This window comes from Actinosynnema sp. NPDC050436 (assembly GCF_040655415.1).
Lineage (GTDB): Bacteria > Actinomycetota > Actinomycetes > Mycobacteriales > Pseudonocardiaceae > Actinosynnema.
Genome location: NZ_JBFAJV010000008.1, coordinates 222761 through 239312 on the forward strand (window position 1 = coordinate 222761; position 16552 = coordinate 239312).

Sequence of the window (16552 nt, forward strand, 5' to 3'; positions counted from 1 at the left end):
AGGTGCGCGGCGTACCACGCCCGCCGCGACGGTGCGGCGGGCGTGGTACCGGGTCAGCCGTTCGGGGTGGTGATCACCGAGAACACCGTGCCCTGACCGGCGATGCGCTCGTTCAGGTCGGTGATCACGGTCTCGATCGGCGCGTAGTTGTTCAGCTCACCCGCCCAGCACGCCCCGCCCCGGGACTGCTGGCTGCCCTCCAGGATGCCCAGCGCGGTGTGGTCGACCTGGCTGAACAGCGGGCTGCCGCTGTCGCCCGCGCGGGCGCACAGGTCGGTGTTGATGCCGACGTCGGTGGACAGCACCCGGCCGCACCGCGTCCCGACCAGGTAGCCGGTGCCCGCGCCGCTGTCGTGCGAGTCGGGGTAGTTCACCGCGTTCGAGCCCGACCCGGTCGCGCACACCACCCAGCCGGCCTTGATGTCGGCCAGCGCGTGCGTGCCGGTGATGTACTCGTCGACCGAGGTGGCCTGCTCGCCGCACGGCGTGTCGGAGTTGCTGTCCGCACCGCCGTTGCGGCAGTACTTGAGCACCCGGTTGCGGCCGGTGTGGTTGCCCAGCCACGTGTTCGCGGTGGCGGCGTCGACGTACTGGAGCGCCGCGTAGTCGTACGGGTAGGAGTTCTTCTCGATGCCGTGCTGGTTGAGCACGCTGGTACCGTTGTGCTGGGTCGGCGTGTTGTTGGTCTTGGTGGCCATGCAGTGGCCCGCCGTCAGCACCCACGCCTTGCCGGGGAACCCGCCGCCGGTCGAGCGCAGGTTGAACCCGCTCGTGCAGCCGCCCCACGTCGGCGGTTGGCCGGACACCGGGTCGCGCTGCATGTCAAGCCGCAGCCCGCCGCGCATCGGGCCGTGGTTCGAGCAGTACAGCGGGTGGCAGAAGCCCCAGTCGACGTTCGGCGTGGCCATCGGCCCGATCGCCGGCGCGCGGGTCGCGGCCGGGTCGAGCGGCTCGGGCTTGACCAGCACGCGGGTCGTGGCCAGCCCGGCAGGCTCGGCCGCCACGGCGGACCGGGCGGACTCCGCCTCGGCGGCGGCGGTCCCGGTGCGGCTCTGCTTCTCGGCGGCCACCCAGCCGCGCTCCCACACCACGACCTGGTTGTCCGCCTCGCTGACCGAGGGCAGGTGGACGGCGTCCGGCCCCGCCCCGACCCGGGCGGCGATCCGGTCGCGGGCGGCGTTCAGCTCGGCCAGCGAGTACCGGACGGCCTTGGTGCGGACGTTGCGCCGGTCGGGTAGCGCGCGCAGGTACCGGTCGGCGTCGGCGGGTCTGGTCATCGCCACCACCAGCACCCCGCCGGCGGCGTGGTCGAGCCACATGCCGCCGTAACCCGCCTCGGGGCGCAGCGCCCGGTCGAGGCGCGTGGCGTCGTCCTGGAGTTGCAGGCGGCGCAGCGCCTCCCGCTCCGACACGCCGTAGGTCTCGGTCAGGTAGCGGACGGACTCCCGGACCTCCGCCGGGTCGATCGCGCGGTGCACTCGCGGCGCGGCGTCGGCCGTCTGCGCAGCGACGACCCCCGAAGCCGCGACCACCACGAGTGAGGCGAACAAGGCCCCCATGCGTCGTGCGAATCCCACGACATCTCCTCACGTTTTCCGGTGACCGACTCATTGAACATCCGGGCGGGATTTCACGGGCCGGAACGGGGAATCTCCACGAAACCTCGACAACTCCGTGATCGGGAACCCGCCGAACGGACGGTGTCCGGCGCGCACGGCGCAACGGGCGGTCCGCCGGGAGCAGGAGCGGGCGCACACGACGACACCGCCCGACGCACGCCGGGCGGCTGCCCTCCACGGGGGATCGGTCAGGTCAGGACGACTGCCACTCGTCGTGGTACTCGGCGAACACGGTGTGCAGGTGGTGGCCGATCTTGAGGTAGTCCAGGTCGTCCAGGTTGGCCAGCGACACCCGCACCGACCACTTCGGCCCTTCGAACCCGCCTCCGTTGAGCAGCACCACGGAGGCGTTCTCGGCCAGGCGGAACAACGGGTCGATCGGCTCGTAGGTGGCTTCGAGGTGCCGGGCGAACTCCGCGCCGTAGACGCGTTCGGCCTCCGCCAGCAGGTCCAGTTCGAGGTAGTAGCCGGCGCGCTGGGGGTCGTCGGCGATCTTCATGCCCGCGCCTTCGACCAGCAGGTCCAGCCGCGTCCGCACGATCTGCTGCACGCGCGCCTTGTACGCCTTTCCGTCGTCCTGCATGGCGAACAGCGAGAACAGGCCGAGCTGCACCTGTTGCGGCAGGCTCAGTCCGGCGGTGTGGTTGAGCGCGACCCGCCGAGAGTCGGCGACCAGCCGGTCGATGAACGGGATCGCGTCCGGTTCCAGCGACAGCGTGCCGTAGCGGGCGCGCAGCCGCTCGCGCTCCTCGTCGGGCAGGCGGGCGATCAGGTCGTCCACCACGTTGTCGTCGTGCAGGCCGATCAGCCCCAGCCGCCAGCCGGTCGCGCCGTAGTGCTTGGAGTAGGAGTACACCAGCAGGGTGTTGCGCGGCAGGTCGGCGGCGAGGGTGCGGAAGCCGTCCACGAACGTGCCGTACACGTCGTCGGTGACCACGATCAGGTCCGGGTTGTCGTCGGCGACGATGCCCGCGATCTGGTCGCGCACCCGGTCCGACAGCGCCAGCGACGGCGGGTTGCTCGGGTTCACCAGGCACACCAGCCGGATCGACGGGTCGGCGAGCTTCGCCACCTCCTCCGCCGGGTAGCGCCACTGGCGCACGCCCTCCTCCACGAACAGGTCGGCGTGCACGAGCACCACGTCGAACCGGTACTCGTCCAGCTCGGGGATCTCGATGTACGGGGTGAAGATCGGCACCATCAACGCGATCCGGTCGCCCTTGTGCAGCACGCCGTTCGCGATCAGCGAGTCGAAGACGTAGCACATGGCGGCGGTGCCGCCCTCGGTCGCGAACAGCTTCAGCACCGGGTCGGCCGGGCGACCGCCGAACAGCTCCTGGTGCAGGTAGGCGCGGGCGACCTGCTCCAGGTGCACCAGCATCCGGCCGGGCACCGGGTAGTTGTCGCCGGTGATGCCGTCGGTCAGCTCGTGCACCCAGGCGTCGGGGTCGAAGCCGAACCGCTCGACGCCCAGCCGCACCGAGCGGTCCAGCAGGTCGATGCCGGGCAGGTCCGGGTGCGCTGTGACGAAGGCGGCGAACCGGTCGGCGATGCCCGCGCGGGCAGGCATCCCGCCGAGGTCGTCGGCCGTCCACACGCGCCGGCTCTCGGTCAGCGAGAAGTGGCCCAGCGCGTAGAACGCCTCGCGCGGCCCGGTGGCGATCCAGTTCGGGTTGCCGCGCCCGGCGTTGAGCATCAGCAGGGCGGAGCGGGCCTGCTGGTCGTCGTGGTGGTGCTCGGCCAAGCGGATGAACTCGCCCTTGAGCTCGAACGGGCTGAGCCCGGCCAGCTTCTCCATCTCGGCCCTGGTGACGGACGACTTCGGCATGGCGACGGCCTTTCTGTGCACCGGCGGTGGGTCGGCGGGAGCGGGATCAGTGGTGCAGCAGCACGATGACCGCACCCCAGATGGTCAGCAGCACGTTGCCGACCGCGTACGGGATCGTGTAGCCGATGGTCGGGATCTGGCTCTTCGCGGACTCGTTGACGGCCCCGATCGCGGCGGTGGTGGTCTGGGCGCCCGCGAGCACGCCCACCAGGATCGGCAGCCGCATCTTCAGCACCCAGTGCCCGACCGCGAACCCGACCAGCAGCGGCACGACGGTGGCGACCGCCCCGAGCAGCAGCAGCCCCCACCCCGCCTGGGCCAGGCCGCTGGTGAAGCTGGGGCCCGCGTTGATGCCGACCACCGCCACGAACAGGCACAGGCCGAGGGTGTCCATGAACCACTGCGCGCCGCCCGGCACGTTGCCGAAGGTCGGGTACTTGGCCCGCAGCCAGCCGAACACCAGGCCCATGATCAGCGCGCCGCCCGACGTGGACAGGCTGATCGGCACGCCGCCCGCGTGCAGGGCCGGGATGCCGATGCAGCCGCCCAGGAAGATGCCCAGGCCGACCCAGGTCATGTCGGTGGCGAAGCTGGTCGGCACCGGCTTGCCCAGCTCCTTCGCGGCGGGCAGGACGAGCCGCTGCGGGCCGGTCAGCAGCAGCGTGTCGCCGCGCTCGACCTCGGTGGACAGCCGGAACGGGAACTTCGCGCCCGAGCGGTGCAGTTCGGTGACGAACACGCCGACCATGAACGGTTCGCGGCGCAGTTCGGCGACGCTGCGCCCGAGGTGGGCCTTGGCGGACGCCACGACGTGCAGGTTCTCGGTGCGGTAGCCGAGCAGCTCGACGTCGTCGGCCTCCGGCCCGATCTCGCGCTCCGGGTCGTAGGCGACGACGTCGCCCCGGATCGCGCTGACCGCGACCACGTCCCCGGCGGCGAGCACGATCCCCTGCTGCTGCGGCAGGATCGCGCCGCCCCGGCGGACCCGGGTCAGGTAGATGCGCCGCCCCAGCCCGGCCTGCCGCCGCTCGAAGTCCTCGATGGTCCGGCCGACCACGTCCGGGTGGGCGACGGTGTAGGCGCGCAGCACCACCTCGTAGTAGCCCTCGCCGACGTCCGGGTCGTCGGTGCCCGCGTCCAGCTCGCGGGCCAGTTCCGCGCTCTCGGCCGCCAGGTCCCGGCGGACCAGCCGGGGCAGCACGGTGGCCAGCAGGACCGCGCACAGGATCGTGCCCAGCGGGTAGGTGACCGCGTAGCCGATGGCCACCAGGTTCTGCTGCTCGGTGATCTGGTCGCGGGTCAGGCCGGGCAGGCTGCCGATCGCGTCGCCCGCCACGCCGATCACCGCCGACTGGGTGAGCGCGCCGCCCAGCAGGCCCGCGCCCAGCCCCGGCCCGTAGCCCAGCAGGGCGGCGAACAGCCAGCAGACCAGCAGGCCCGCGACGCACACCACGACGGCCACCAGCACCTGCGGCAGGCCGTCCTTGCGCAGGCCCCGGAAGAACTGCGGCCCGACCCGGTAACCGAGGGCGAACAGGAACATGACGAAGAACAGCGACTTGACCGTGCCGTTCACCGGCACCTCGAACAGCCACCCCAGCGCCAGCCCGGCGAGCAGGCAGCCGGTGACCGCGCCCAGCGCGATCGCCCGGCGCCGGACGCGGCCGAGCAGGAAGCCGGCCGCGACGGTCAGGAACACCAGGAGTTCCGGGTAGGGCTTGAAGATCTCGTCCCTGAGAAAGCTCATCGTCCCTCCGCGGGGCGTCCACTGGAGGACCCCCGTCGGAGGCTAGGTCGGGTTTCCCGGACGCGCTCAGGGCCGTCCCCCGGTCAGGTGAACGGGCGGCGCTGTGCGCGGGCGGGCGCGGCCCGGTGCGGGCATAGTCCCCGGACGGGAGGTGCGCGCGTGGGTGGATCGGGCGGCGGTGGTGCCCGCGCACGCCCCGCGCGGGGCGGATCCTGCGGTGCCCGGACGCTCTCGACGTGAGGTGGGGACATGGACTGGCTGCGCGACTTCCTGCAGTCGACACCGGAGATCGCGCTGTTCGCCTGCCTGGCCCTGGGCTACCTGGTGGGCAAGCTGCGGGTGGGGCCGATCCAGCTCGGCGGGATCTGCGGCACGCTGATCGTGGCGCTGGTGGTCGGCCTGCTCGGCGTGTCGCTCGACGACCAGGTGCGGACCATCGCGTTCGCGCTGTTCATCTTCGCCCTCGGATTCGGCGGCGGCCCGCAGTTCTTCGCCAACCTCAACCGCTCCGGGCTCAAGCTCGGCGTGCTGTCGCTCATCGAGGCCGTCACGGTGGTGGTGCTGGTGCTCGTGCTGGCCTCCGCGCTGGACCTGGACGTCGGCACCGCGTCGGGCATCCTGGCGGGTGCCGCCACCGAGTCGGCCGTCGTCGGCACGGCCACCGAGGCGATCGGCAAGCTCGGGCTGCCCGACCAGACGGCGGCGGCGTTCCAGGGCAACGTGGCCACCGCCTACACCGTCTGCTACCTGTTCGGGCTGATCACCATCGTGCTGTTCACCAGCGGCCTGGCCCCGGCGCTGATGAAGGTCGACCTGCGCGAGTCGTCGCGGGCCCTGCTGCGCAAGCTCGGCGGCGGTGACGACGACGAGGGCACCACGCCCGCCCTGCCCGGCCTGGTCGGGCGGGCCTACCAGGTCGACCGGGCCGCCGGGCGGACCGTCGCGCAGGTGGAGCGGTCGCTGCCCGGCCGGGCGACCGTGGAGCGGGTCGTCCGCGACGCGGAGGAGCCCACGCCCGGACCGGACCTGGTGCTCGCGGCCGGCGACGTGGTGGTCGTGGTCGGCGAGCGGGCCGCGCTGGTCGAGGCGGAGGACCTGATCGGCGTGGAGCGGGTGCTGCCGGAGGCGAAGGCGGCGCTGGAGACCCGCGAGGTCGTGATGACCTCGCCCGAGCAGCCGCTGAGCGCGCTGCGCAGCCACGGCGTGTTCCTGACCTCGCTCACGCGCGGCGAGCACCGGATGCCGCTGGCCGACTCCACGACCGTGCGGCGCGGTGACGTGCTCACCGTCGTCGGCAGCCCGTCGGACGTGCGCGACGCGACCGAGCGGATCGGCTACGCCGTGCCGCGCACCCTCGCCACCGACTTCGTCTACCTCGGCCTGGGCGTCACGCTGGGCATGGTGATCGGCAAGCTCACCGTGCACCTCGGCTCGGTGCCGCTGTCGCTGGGCACCGGCGGCGGCGCGCTGGTCTCCGGGCTGGTGTTCGGCTGGTTCCGGTCGCGGCACCGGGCGATCGGCAGCTTCCCGCCGGCCGCCGCCACGCTGACCAAGGACCTCGGCCTGGCCACGTTCATCGCCGCCACCGGGCTGGCCGCCGCGCCGCAGGCCGGGCCGCTGCTCGAGCAGTACGGGGTGCTGCTGCCGTTCGCCGGGATCGGGATGGTCCTGGTGCCCGCGCTGCTCTCGCTCTACCTCGGCCGGCGGCTGCTCAAGATCGAGCCGCCGGTCCTGGTCGGCGCGATCGCCGGGCAGCAGTGCAGCACGCCGGCCATCTCGGCGGTGACCGGCGTGGCGGGCAACTCGGTGCCGCTCATCGGCTACACGGTCACCTACGCGATCTCCAGCATCCTGCTGCCGTTGACCGGCCCGGTCGTGGTCGGCCTGATCGGCGGGTGAGCGGGGGATCGTCCACGTCGCCGGTTGGCGCGGGGCGGCTGCCGGCGCGCTGACCGGCGGCATCGGCAGGTAGCGTGGCCGGGATGACCGGTCCAGGAGTCGATGCCGCGTTGCTGTCCCCGGTGTGGGCGGGCACGGGCGGTCCGCTGTCCGACGAGGCGTGGCTCGCCGCGATGCTGGAGGTCGAGGCGGCGCTCGCCTCGGCGCAGGCCGAACTCGGCGCGGTGCCCGCTGCGGCGGCCCGGGTGATCGCCGAGGTGGCCGCGTCGGCGCGGTTCGACGTCGCGGACCTGGCGGAGTCCGCGCGCGGGGCGGGCAACCCCGCGGTGGAGCTGGTGCGGCGGCTCACCGCCGCCGTCGAGGAGGTCGACCCGGCCGCCTCGGCGCACGTGCACCGGGGCGCCACCAGCCAGGACGTGCTGGACTCGGCCGCGATGCTGCTCGCCGCGCGCACCCTGCGCCGGGTGGACGCCGACCTGGTCGCGTGCGCCGGCGCGCTGGCCGGGCTCGCCGAGGAGCACCGGGGCACGGTGCTCGCCGGGCGCACGCTGACCCAGCACGCCGTGCCGACCACGTTCGGGCTCAAGGCCGCCGGGTGGCTGGCGGGCGTGCTGGACGCCTCCGACCGGGTCCGGCGCACCGCCGCCGACCTCCCGGCGCAGCTCGGCGGCGCGGCGGGCACGCTGGCCGCCTACGAGCAGTACGCGGGCGAGCCCGGCCACGGCGTGCGGCTGGCCCGGTGCTTCGCCGCCCGCCTCGGCCTGCGCGAGCCGGACGCGCCCTGGCACGCCCGCCGCACCCCGCTGCTCGACCTGGGCTGGGCGCTGACCGCCGTCACCGGGGCGCTGGGCAAGGTCGCGCTGGACGTGCAGCTGATGTCCCGGACCGAGGTCGGCGAGCTGGCCGAACCGGCGGCGGACGGCCGGGGGTCGTCGTCGGCCATGCCGCAGAAGCGCAACCCGGTGCTGGCCGCGCTGCTGGTCTCGGCCGCCCGGACGGTGCCCGCGCAGGCCCTGGTGCTGGGGCAGGCGATGCTCGCCGAGGACGAGCGCGCGCCCGGCACGTGGCACTCGGAGTGGCAGCCGCTGCGCGAGGCCCTGCGCACCGCCGCCGGTGCGGCGCACACCGCCGTGACGCTGCTGGACGGGCTGGAGGTGTTCCCGGAGCGGATGCGGCACAACCTGGAGCTGACCGGCGGGGCGGTCGTCGCCGAGCGGCTGACCGCCGTGCTCGCGCCCCGCCTGGGCAAGGCCGCCGCGAAGGAGCTGCTGGGCCGGGTCACCCGCGAGGCGGCTGCGGGCGGCCGGTCGTTCGGCGACGCTCTGCGCGACCTCGTCCCGGGACTCGACGCTGCCGAGGCCCGCGACCTGCTGGACCCGGCGCGGTACCTGGGCGCGGCCGACGACCTCGTCGACCGGGTGCTGGCCCGGCACCGCGACCGGGGCTGACCCGCCGCGCCGGCGTCAGTACAGTCGGGGTGGAGATCGGTTACGGAGGACAGCGATGAAGCGGAACATCACCTGCCCCTGCGGTGAGCACATCACCGGCCAGGACGAGGACGACCTCGTGGCCAAGACCCAGCAGCACCTCAAGGACAACCACCCGGGCCACGACTACTCGCGCGACGAGATCCTCTTCATGGCCTACTGAGCTACCGCTCCGGCGCGGGCGGTCCACGCCGGCCGCACCACCCGCGGGGCGTGGCCGCCGCCGGCCCTCCGCGGAGCCCGTCGCGGGCCGGTCGACGGCTCGTGGATATTCCCTTGCCCCGTTCAAGATCACGGCTAAGCTGGGCGCTGCACTCCCGGTGCGCAGACGAGGGTTACTTCCACTTTTGATGGGCGGGTTGCGGGTTCGAGTCCCGCCGGCGGTCCGCCGCCGTAGCTCAATTGGCAGAGCAGCTACGTCACCTTCGTCGTCCTTGATCTCGGGAGCGCACGACTCCACACGGTGCCCGGTGCGCAGGCAGGGGTTACTTCCTTCTCAACAAAGGGAAACGCGGGTTCGAATCCCGCCGCCGGCGCGAGCCGGTGTCGTCCAGCGGCCCAGGACACTACGTCACCCCCGCCGCTCGGACCTCGGGCACCGTGTGGAGTTGCCGCGCTCCCTCCGCAGAGGAGGTCGGGCCCGATGGCCAAGTACAACACCGCCGCCGCGCGCCCGCGCGGCCTCAGCCCGGTCACCACCGGGCGCACGCCGTCGGGCAGCACGTTCGAGGGCGGCCCGGGGTTCGCGCGGGACACCAGGTCCGAGCTGTTCCTGCTGGCCGTGGCGAACCTGGGCGGCGAGCACTCCTTCTACGAGCCCGGTGACCGGCGCGACAGCCGGTACGCCGAGCTCGTCCGGCAGGCCGCGCTGGTCGATCCGGAGTGGACCGCGCGGCTGCTGGCGTGGCTGCGCGGCGGCGCGAACATGCGCACCGCGGCGCTCGTCGGCGCGGCCGAGTACGTGCGCGCCCGCCTGGCGGCCCCCGAGGACGCGCCGCACGCGCCCATCGCCAACCGCGCCGTCGTCGACTCGGTGTTGCAACGGGCCGACGAGCCCGGCGAGCTGCTGGCCTACTGGACCTCGCGGTACGGCCGGGCGATCCCGAAGCCGGTCAAGCGCGGCGTCGCCGACGCGGCGGTCCGGCTCTACGACGAGCGGGCGCTGGCGAAGTGGGACTCGGCCCGGCACGGGTTCCGGTTCGGCGACGTGCTCGACCTGACCCACCCGGCCCCGCGCGCGCCGTGGCAGGGCGAGCTGTTCCGGCACGCGATCGACCAGCGGCACGGCCGCGACACCGCCGCGCCGGAGTCGCTGCGCGTGCTGCGGGCGCGGGAGGAGCTGCTGGCGTGGCCGGTGGCCGACCGGCGCGCGCTGTTCACGCGTCCGGACGCCACCGACGTGCTGCGGGCGGCCGGGATGACGTGGGAGTCGGTGGCCGGGTGGCTCCAGGGCCCGCTGACCGCACAGGTGTGGGAGGCGCTGATCCCGTCCATGGGCTACATGGCGGTGCTGCGCAACCTGCGGAACTTCGACGAGGCCGGGGTGTCCGACCGGGTGGCCGAGCAGGTCGCCGCGCGGCTGGCCGACCCGGACCAGGTGGCGCGCTCGCGGCAGTTCCCGTTCCGGTTCCTGTCGGCGTACGAGTCCGCGCCCGGCCTGCGCTGGGGGCACGCGCTGGACAAGGCGCTGCGGGCGTCGCTGGCCAACCTGCCCGCGCTGCCGGGCCGGTCGCTGGTCCTGGTCGACACCTCGGCGTCGATGACCAACGCCACGCTCTCGGCGCGGTCGAAGGTGACCCCGGCCAAGGCCGCGGCGGTCTTCGGCGTGGCGCTGGGCGTGAAGGGCGAGGACGTCGACGTGCGCGGGTTCGCCACCGGCGAGTTCCGGCACCGGCTGCCGCGCGGCGGATCGGTGCTCCGGGAGGTCGAGCGGTTCCTCGGCCGGACCGGCGAGGTCGGGCACGGCACGGACATCGTCGGCGCGGTCCGGCGCTCCTACGACCGCCACGACCGCGTGTTCATCATCTCGGACATGCAGACCCTGTCCGGGTACGGCTACGGGGTTGCCGACGCGGTGCCGGCGCACGTGCCGGTCTACGGGTTCAACCTGGGCGGTCACGAGCACGCGGCGTTCGCCACCGGCAGCGGGAACCGGCACGAGTTCGGCGGCCTGACCGACGCCACGTTCCGGATGGTTCCGCTGCTGGAGGCCGGCCGGAACGCCGACTGGCCGTTCTGAGTACGCGACCAGGCCCCGCGTCGCTCCTCTGTGGAGTGACGCGGGGCCCTCCGCCGAAGGCGCGACTGTGCCACGGAGGTGGCGCGGTCAGGCCGCGTACTGCCAGAAGTCGCGCATCCACGCGGGGGCGACCGGGCTGTCCTCGCCGACCTGGGTGAGCAGGATGGCGGTGGTCGAGGTGGTCGGGACGACGTGCGCCGACGTCCCGGTGCCGCCGACCCAGCCGTAGCGGCCCGGCACGGTCCACGGGTCGGTCGCGGCGATGTCGACCGAGCCGCCCATCCCCCACCCCTGGCCCTCCAGGAACAGCGCGCCGATCTCGCGGTGCGCCGGCGTGGTGTGGTCGGTCGTCATCAGGCGCACGGACTCGGCGGACAGCACCCGGCGGCCGTCGAGCGCGCCGCCGGCGAGCAGCATCCGGGCGAAGGCGTACCAGTCGTCCACGGTCCCGACCAGGCCGCCCGAGCCGAGCGGGAACGCCGGTGGCACGCTCCACTGGCCGTCCGGGCGGTCGGCCAACCGCAGGCCGCCGCCGTCCTCCACCTTGTAGAAGCTGGTGAACCGGTCCCGGTCGGCCTCGGGCACGGAGAAACCGGCCCCGGTCATCCCGAGCGGTCCGAACACGCGTTCGGCGAGAAACGCGGGCAGCGACCCGCCGGAGGCCCTGGCGACCAGCGCGCCCTGCACCGCCGAGCACGTGTCGTAGAGCCAGGACTGCCCCGGCTGGTGGAGCAGCGGCACCCGCGACAGCTCGGCCAGCCACACGTCGGCGGGCGGGAATGCCTGCGGCAGGCGGCCGTCGTGCTGCACGGGGAGCAGGCGCTGCACGGCGGGCAGCGAGAAGTCCGACGCGAACCCGAACCCGGCCTGCGAGGTGAGCAGGTCGAACACGGTGATCGGCCGCACCGCCGGCACCACGTCCTCGACCGCGCTGCGCGGCGTGCGCACGACCACCGGGTCGGCCAGCTCCGGCAGCCACCGGCCGATCGGGTCGTGCAGCCCGACCCGGCCGTCGTCCACGAGCACCAGCAGCGCGGCGGCCGTGATCGGCTTGGTGAGCGACGCGAACCGGAAGATCGACTCGCGGGTCATCGGCGCGGACCCCTCGACGTCGACCGAGCCCACGGCGGCGAACTCGACCCGGTCGCCGCGCGCCACCAGCGCCACCGCGCCGGGCAGCGCGCCGGACGTCACGTGCGCTTCCAGCACACCCCGCAGATCCGCCATCGAAGCCCCTCCCCCGGTCCGCGTCCACGGTAGTCCACAAGGGAGGGGCGCCGATCGGCGACGGCGGTCGGTCAGTCCACGCACCCGTCCCCGGACGGGGGCGGGGCGGTGCCGGGGGTGCCGGGCGCCGGGGTGTCCGAGGTGAAGGCGGACACGAACGCCCGGACCGCCGCCGGGTCGACCGGGAGCACGAAACCCGCCTCGGGGTCGGAGACCGCCGCGCCCACCGGGATCGTCGCGGCGCGCACCGGGGCGCCGGGGGTCATGCCCCGGGCGAAGTCGAGCAGGTCCCAGCCCTCGTCGCCCCGGGTCTGCGCGGTGACCACGTCCACCAGCGCGGCCAGCCGCGCCGGGTCGCCCAGGACGTCCGGGCTCAGGTACTTCCCGGCCAGGGCGCGCAGCACCACCTGCTGGCGGACCACGCGGCTCAGGTCGCCCTCGGGCAGGTTCCGGCGCTGGCGCATGAACGCCACCGCGTCCTGCCCGTGGAGGGTGTGCCGGCCGGCGGGCAGGTCGACGCCGGAGAACTCATCGCTCACGGCGGCGTTGAGGCACACCTCCACGCCGCCGACGGCGTCCACCAGCCGGCCGAGCGCGGACATCTCCACCACGGCGTAGTGGTCGGCGTGCACACCGGTCAACTGGCCGACGACCCCGGTCAGCGCCTCCGCGCCCGCCCGCACCCGGTCGCCGGTCGCGTTCTCGTGGGCGGTGGCGTAGACGGCGTTCAGCTTGGCCTTGCCCCCGCCCGGCACGTCGACCCAGGCGTCGCGCGGCAACGACACGGCGTGCACCGCGCCGTTCGCGGCCACGCGGGCCAGCACGACGGCGTCGGTGCGCGTGCCGTCGTCCACGCCGACCAGCAGGACGGTGCGCGACTCGGCGGGCGGCGCGGCGGGCTCGGTCGGCGCGGCGGAGCGCGACACCGCCAACGGCACCACGACCGCGACCGCTGCCGCAGCGGTGGCCACCGCCGCCACGGCGACCCACGCCCGAGGGCGCCGCCGGGCACGTCCCCGGCGCAGGGCGGCGAGCACGTCCCGGCTGTCGACGGCCTGCGCCGCCTCGGCCTCGACGGCCTCGCGGATGAGCTGGTCCCGGTCGGTCATCGCAGCACCTCCACCGCGTCGTTCTCGTTGGCCCGCAACGTCTTGAGTGCGCGGGAGATGTGGCTGCGCACGGTGCCGACCGTGCAGCCGAGCAGCGCGGCGATCTCCTCGTCGGTGCTGTCGTCGTAGTAGCGCAGCACGACCGCCGCCCGCTGCCGGCGCGGCAGCACCGCGATCCGGGCGCGCATCGCGTCGCGCTCGGCGTGCCGGACGGCGTGGTCGGCGACGGCCGGCGCGACCTCGTCCAGCGCGGCGTGCGAGGAGACCACGTCACGTGCCGCCCGGCGCCGCCACCACGACAGGTAGTCGTTGGTGACCATCCGCCTGACGTAGAGGTGGGGTGCGTCCAGTGCGCCGATCCGGTCCCACCGCTTCTGCGCGCGCAGCAGCACGTCCTGGACGATGTCCTGGGCGAGGTGCTTGTCGCAGGTCAAGGCCGTGGCGTAGCCCAGGAGCCGATCGAGTCGATCGGCGACGAACCGGTCGAAGTCATCGGGCACGTCGTTCCTTCCCGCCGCAGGGTCGTTCCACGCCCCGGAAACCCCGCCGGCCACCTCCGCGTTGAACGGTGTGACCTGGTTCACGGCGTACGGACGTGCCGGCGGGCGTCTTCCGGGAGGCAGCAGGCGGGTCACACCTGGTCGGGGACCGGCTCCCGGAGGACCGGGGCGGGTCGCCGGGCGAACGCGGGGTGCAGCAGCACGAACGCGGTGACCGCCGCCATCACGGCGGCGCTGATCACCAGCGGCAGCGGTGCCCACAGCGAGTAGAGCGAGGTGCCGGCGGTCGGGGCCACGACGAAGGTCAGCCCGTTGTTCGCGCCGATCAGCCCCGCCAGGCCGCCCTGCTCCTCGCGGGTCACCAGCAGGGTCGGGCCGGCCGTGTAGCCCGGCATCCCGATGCCCAGGCCGAGGCCCACCAGCAGCATCGCCGCCACCAGCGCGGCGATGCCGAGGTCCGGGACGAGCGCGGCGAACCCCACCGTGCCGACGGCCCCGCCGACCCGCAGCAGGGTGCCGGGCCGCCACCCGCTGCGCGGCACCACGAGCACCTGGGCCGCGATCAGGCCGACGCCGGAGGCGAGCAGCGCCGCGCCGGTGACCAGGCCGGTCGCCCCGGCGTCGAGGCCGAACCGGTCCTGAACCACGAACCCGGTGACGAGTTGGACGAACCCCAGCGCGGTGAACATGCCGAAGCCCGCTACCAGGTAGGGCCACACCCGGCCGTCGCGCGGGCTGATCCGGGGCGGGTCCGCGACCAGTTCCGCACGGGTCTCCCGGCGCAGCCGCCAGGCCACCAGCAGCAGGCCGCCCGCGAGCAGCACCGGCACGGCGACCAGCGGCACCATCAGGCCGAACCCGCTCAGCACGCCGCCGACCACCGCGCCGGCGGTGATGGCGACGCCCTGCACGGCGCCGATGCCCGCCATCCCCCGGACCCGCTGCGCCCCGTCCGGGGTCACGTCGGCGATGTACGCCTGCGCGGTGGGCGGCACGGCGGCGATGGCCGTGCCGAACGCGACCCCGCGCAGCAGCACGAACAGCACGAACAGCCAGGTGCCGGCCAGCACGCCCCGGACGCCCAGGTAGGCGACCAGCGCGAACAGCAGCATCGCGGCGGTGGCCAGGCCCATCGCCGCCACCAGCACCGGTTTGCGGCCCCAGGACTGCGAGCGCCGCCCCCACGACTGGCTGGTGGTCACCACCATCAGCGCGGCGACGCTGATGGTGACCCCGACCTGCCACTCGGCGAGGCCGACCTCGCGGGACAGCGGCGCGATGATCGGGGTGAGGGTCATCTGGCCGAGGAAGGCCAGGAACACCGAGGCGAGCACCAGGGGGACCTGGTGGGTGCGCGCGGTCACGACCGGTCCCTCCCGGCGTCGGGTCGGGGCGCCAGCTCGGCCTCGACGCCGGCGAGGACGACCCGGAGCTTGCCGAGGAACCACTCGACGGGGTCGGCGCGGATCGCCGCCGACATCGCCGCCCGGACCGCCCGGCGCTCGTCGTCGGTCGCGGTGCCGGGGCCGACCGCCGCCGCGCCGCCCGCCCACATCCGGTCGAGCAGCCCGCGCTGGTCGGCGGTGCCGCGCCCGGCCGGCAGCGCGAGCAGTTCCACGCCGCGCCTGCTGTCCGCCGCGAGGTCGAAGACCAGGTCGAACGCGCGCACGGCGGCGTCCGGCCGGAACCCCGCGCGCAGCAGCACCGCGCCGACCTCGTCGGACAGGGCGACGACGGACGGCGGCAGCACGCCCCGGGTCGCCTCGACCACCGCGCCGGGGTGGGTCTCCCAGGCCCGCCACGCGGCGAGCGCGTACCGCTCCAGCACCTCGCGCCACGTCCCGTCGAGGGACGGCCACGGGTACCGGCGGACCGCCAGGTCGAGGCCCAGCCGCACCAGGTCGTCCCGGTTGGGCACGTGCCGGAACAGCGTGGCCTGGCCGATGCCCAGCCGATCCGCGACGGCGGTGAACGTCAGGTCGTGGAACCCGACGTCCAGCACGGCAGCGGCGATCGCCTCCCGCGTGACCTGCGGCGGTCGGCCGAGCCTGCGGCGCGCGACACCCGTCACCGCTCCCCCCTCACCTCGACGCGGCATACTTTTGAGAGTGTACTCTCAAAAGTCGCCGCGAGGGAAGCGCAGTCCGGTTCTGAGAGCGGCCCCCGGATTGGCACCGGGGGCCGCGCGGGCCGGCCGGTCAGCCCAGGACGACGTCCGAGCAGGTGTAGAACGCCTCGCCGCTGTCCGGCTTGTGTCGCTGCCAGATCGAGTAGATCAGGTGCCGACCGGTGTGCCCGGCGGGGATGGTCGCGCTCAACTGGTACGCGCCGCCCGTGACCGGCGGGTTGTTCTGCTTGTAGAACGGCACGTCCTCCAGGTCGGACCACTTCAGCGGTTTCGTCGGGTCGTAGCCGGCCTTGGTGATGTACAGCTCGAACGTGCCGGGGTGCCGTGCGGTCGCCTTGTACGCGAACGTGTACGCGCCGCTCGCGGGCAGGTTCGTCGCGGGCCAGTCGGCGCGGGGCAGGTCGAGGCCCTTGTACTTGTCGCGGCCCGCGCTGCACAGCTTGCCGTCGGGGATGATCTGGCGGCTGTTGCCGTTGGCGTTGGGCTGGTTCACCTCGTCCCAGTCGTACAGCGGCCAGCTCTGGCCGACCGCCACGGCGGCCTTGCACGCCGCCGACTTCGGGTTCTCCGGCCCTTCGGTGAAGCAGCGGTAGATGCGGCTGGCGGGGTTGCTCATCGAGCCGTGTGCGTGGGCGGGCGCGACCACGGCCGTGCTGAGCGCCAGGAACGCGCAGGTGAGGGCGCTCACCACGGCGACGGGGCGTCGTAGCCTCATCAGGGTGTCTCCACTTCTGCGGCGGCCTGGTTTACCGCAGAGGTCTAGACCATG

The 16552-nt window shown here is 74.0% G+C and carries 13 protein-coding genes and 1 tRNA gene; 5 read left to right on the forward strand and 9 right to left on the reverse strand.

Annotated elements, in window-relative coordinates; genetic code table 11:
- Positions 1-53: 53 nt before the first annotated feature.
- From AB0I60_RS21035 to aspT (AB0I60_RS21045), 3 genes are all read right to left on the reverse strand, one after another.
- Positions 54-1577 carry a trypsin-like serine protease gene (locus AB0I60_RS21035; protein ID WP_360732132.1) on the reverse strand — a complete coding sequence of 508 codons (1524 nt, stop codon included), beginning with the start codon at positions 1575-1577 and terminating at the stop codon, positions 54-56.
- Positions 1578-1812: 235 nt separating this feature from the next.
- Positions 1813-3468, reverse strand: coding sequence for a bifunctional aspartate transaminase/aspartate 4-decarboxylase (locus AB0I60_RS21040; RefSeq protein ID WP_360732134.1), 1656 nt, complete (start codon positions 3466-3468; stop codon positions 1813-1815).
- A gap of 25 nt (positions 3469-3493) precedes the next feature.
- The gene (aspT, locus tag AB0I60_RS21045) at positions 3494-5194 is read right to left on the reverse strand and encodes an aspartate-alanine antiporter (RefSeq protein ID WP_360732135.1); all 1701 of its coding nucleotides are present in this window, start codon (positions 5192-5194) and stop codon (positions 3494-3496) included.
- A 249-nt stretch (positions 5195-5443) separates the two neighbouring features.
- Here aspT (AB0I60_RS21045) and aspT (AB0I60_RS21050) point away from each other — a divergent pair, with 249 nt between their 5' ends.
- The 5 genes from aspT (AB0I60_RS21050) (at position 5444) to AB0I60_RS21070 (ending at position 10819) form a co-directional block, all read left to right on the forward strand.
- A complete protein-coding gene (aspT, locus tag AB0I60_RS21050; protein ID WP_360732137.1) occupies positions 5444-7093 on the forward strand; it encodes an aspartate-alanine antiporter in 1650 nt (549 codons plus the stop codon).
- A gap of 83 nt (positions 7094-7176) precedes the next feature.
- Positions 7177-8541, forward strand: a complete 1365-nt coding sequence (locus AB0I60_RS21055; RefSeq protein WP_360732139.1) for an adenylosuccinate lyase family protein — start codon at positions 7177-7179, stop codon at positions 8539-8541.
- 55 nt (positions 8542-8596) lie between these two features.
- The gene (locus AB0I60_RS21060) at positions 8597-8743 is read left to right on the forward strand and encodes a DUF1059 domain-containing protein (RefSeq protein WP_360732140.1); all 147 of its coding nucleotides are present in this window, start codon (positions 8597-8599) and stop codon (positions 8741-8743) included.
- Between the two features lie 224 nt (positions 8744-8967).
- A tRNA-OTHER gene (locus AB0I60_RS21065) sits at positions 8968-9116 on the forward strand.
- Between the two features lie 107 nt (positions 9117-9223).
- Entirely contained in the window at positions 9224-10819 is a 1596-nt protein-coding gene (locus AB0I60_RS21070) for a TROVE domain-containing protein (protein WP_360732141.1), read from the forward strand.
- A gap of 87 nt (positions 10820-10906) precedes the next feature.
- Here the strand turns inward: AB0I60_RS21070 and AB0I60_RS21075 are convergent, their stop codons facing one another.
- The 6 genes from AB0I60_RS21075 to AB0I60_RS21100 form a co-directional block, all read right to left on the reverse strand.
- Positions 10907-12046, reverse strand: a complete 1140-nt coding sequence (locus AB0I60_RS21075) for a serine hydrolase domain-containing protein (protein WP_360732143.1) — start codon at positions 12044-12046, stop codon at positions 10907-10909.
- Between the two features lie 71 nt (positions 12047-12117).
- Complete coding sequence (locus tag AB0I60_RS21080; protein ID WP_360732144.1) at positions 12118-13155, reverse strand: LCP family protein; 1038 nt, start codon at positions 13153-13155, stop codon at positions 12118-12120.
- Positions 13152-13655 (reverse strand): SigE family RNA polymerase sigma factor, encoded by a 504-nt coding sequence (locus tag AB0I60_RS21085; RefSeq protein ID WP_360732145.1) that lies wholly within the window; start codon positions 13653-13655, stop codon positions 13152-13154. The genes AB0I60_RS21080 and AB0I60_RS21085 overlap by 4 nt, the downstream gene beginning before the upstream one ends.
- A 131-nt stretch (positions 13656-13786) precedes the next feature.
- Positions 13787-15019 carry an MFS transporter gene (locus AB0I60_RS21090; protein WP_360732146.1) on the reverse strand — a complete coding sequence of 411 codons (1233 nt, stop codon included), beginning with the start codon at positions 15017-15019 and terminating at the stop codon, positions 13787-13789.
- Positions 15016-15726, reverse strand: coding sequence for a TetR family transcriptional regulator (locus AB0I60_RS21095; protein ID WP_360732148.1), 711 nt, complete (start codon positions 15724-15726; stop codon positions 15016-15018). Before AB0I60_RS21095 ends, AB0I60_RS21090 begins: the two co-directional genes overlap by 4 nt.
- Positions 15727-15853: 127 nt before the next feature.
- A complete protein-coding gene (locus AB0I60_RS21100) occupies positions 15854-16498 on the reverse strand; it encodes a lytic polysaccharide monooxygenase (protein WP_360732149.1) in 645 nt (214 codons plus the stop codon).
- Positions 16499-16552 lie beyond the last annotated feature (54 nt).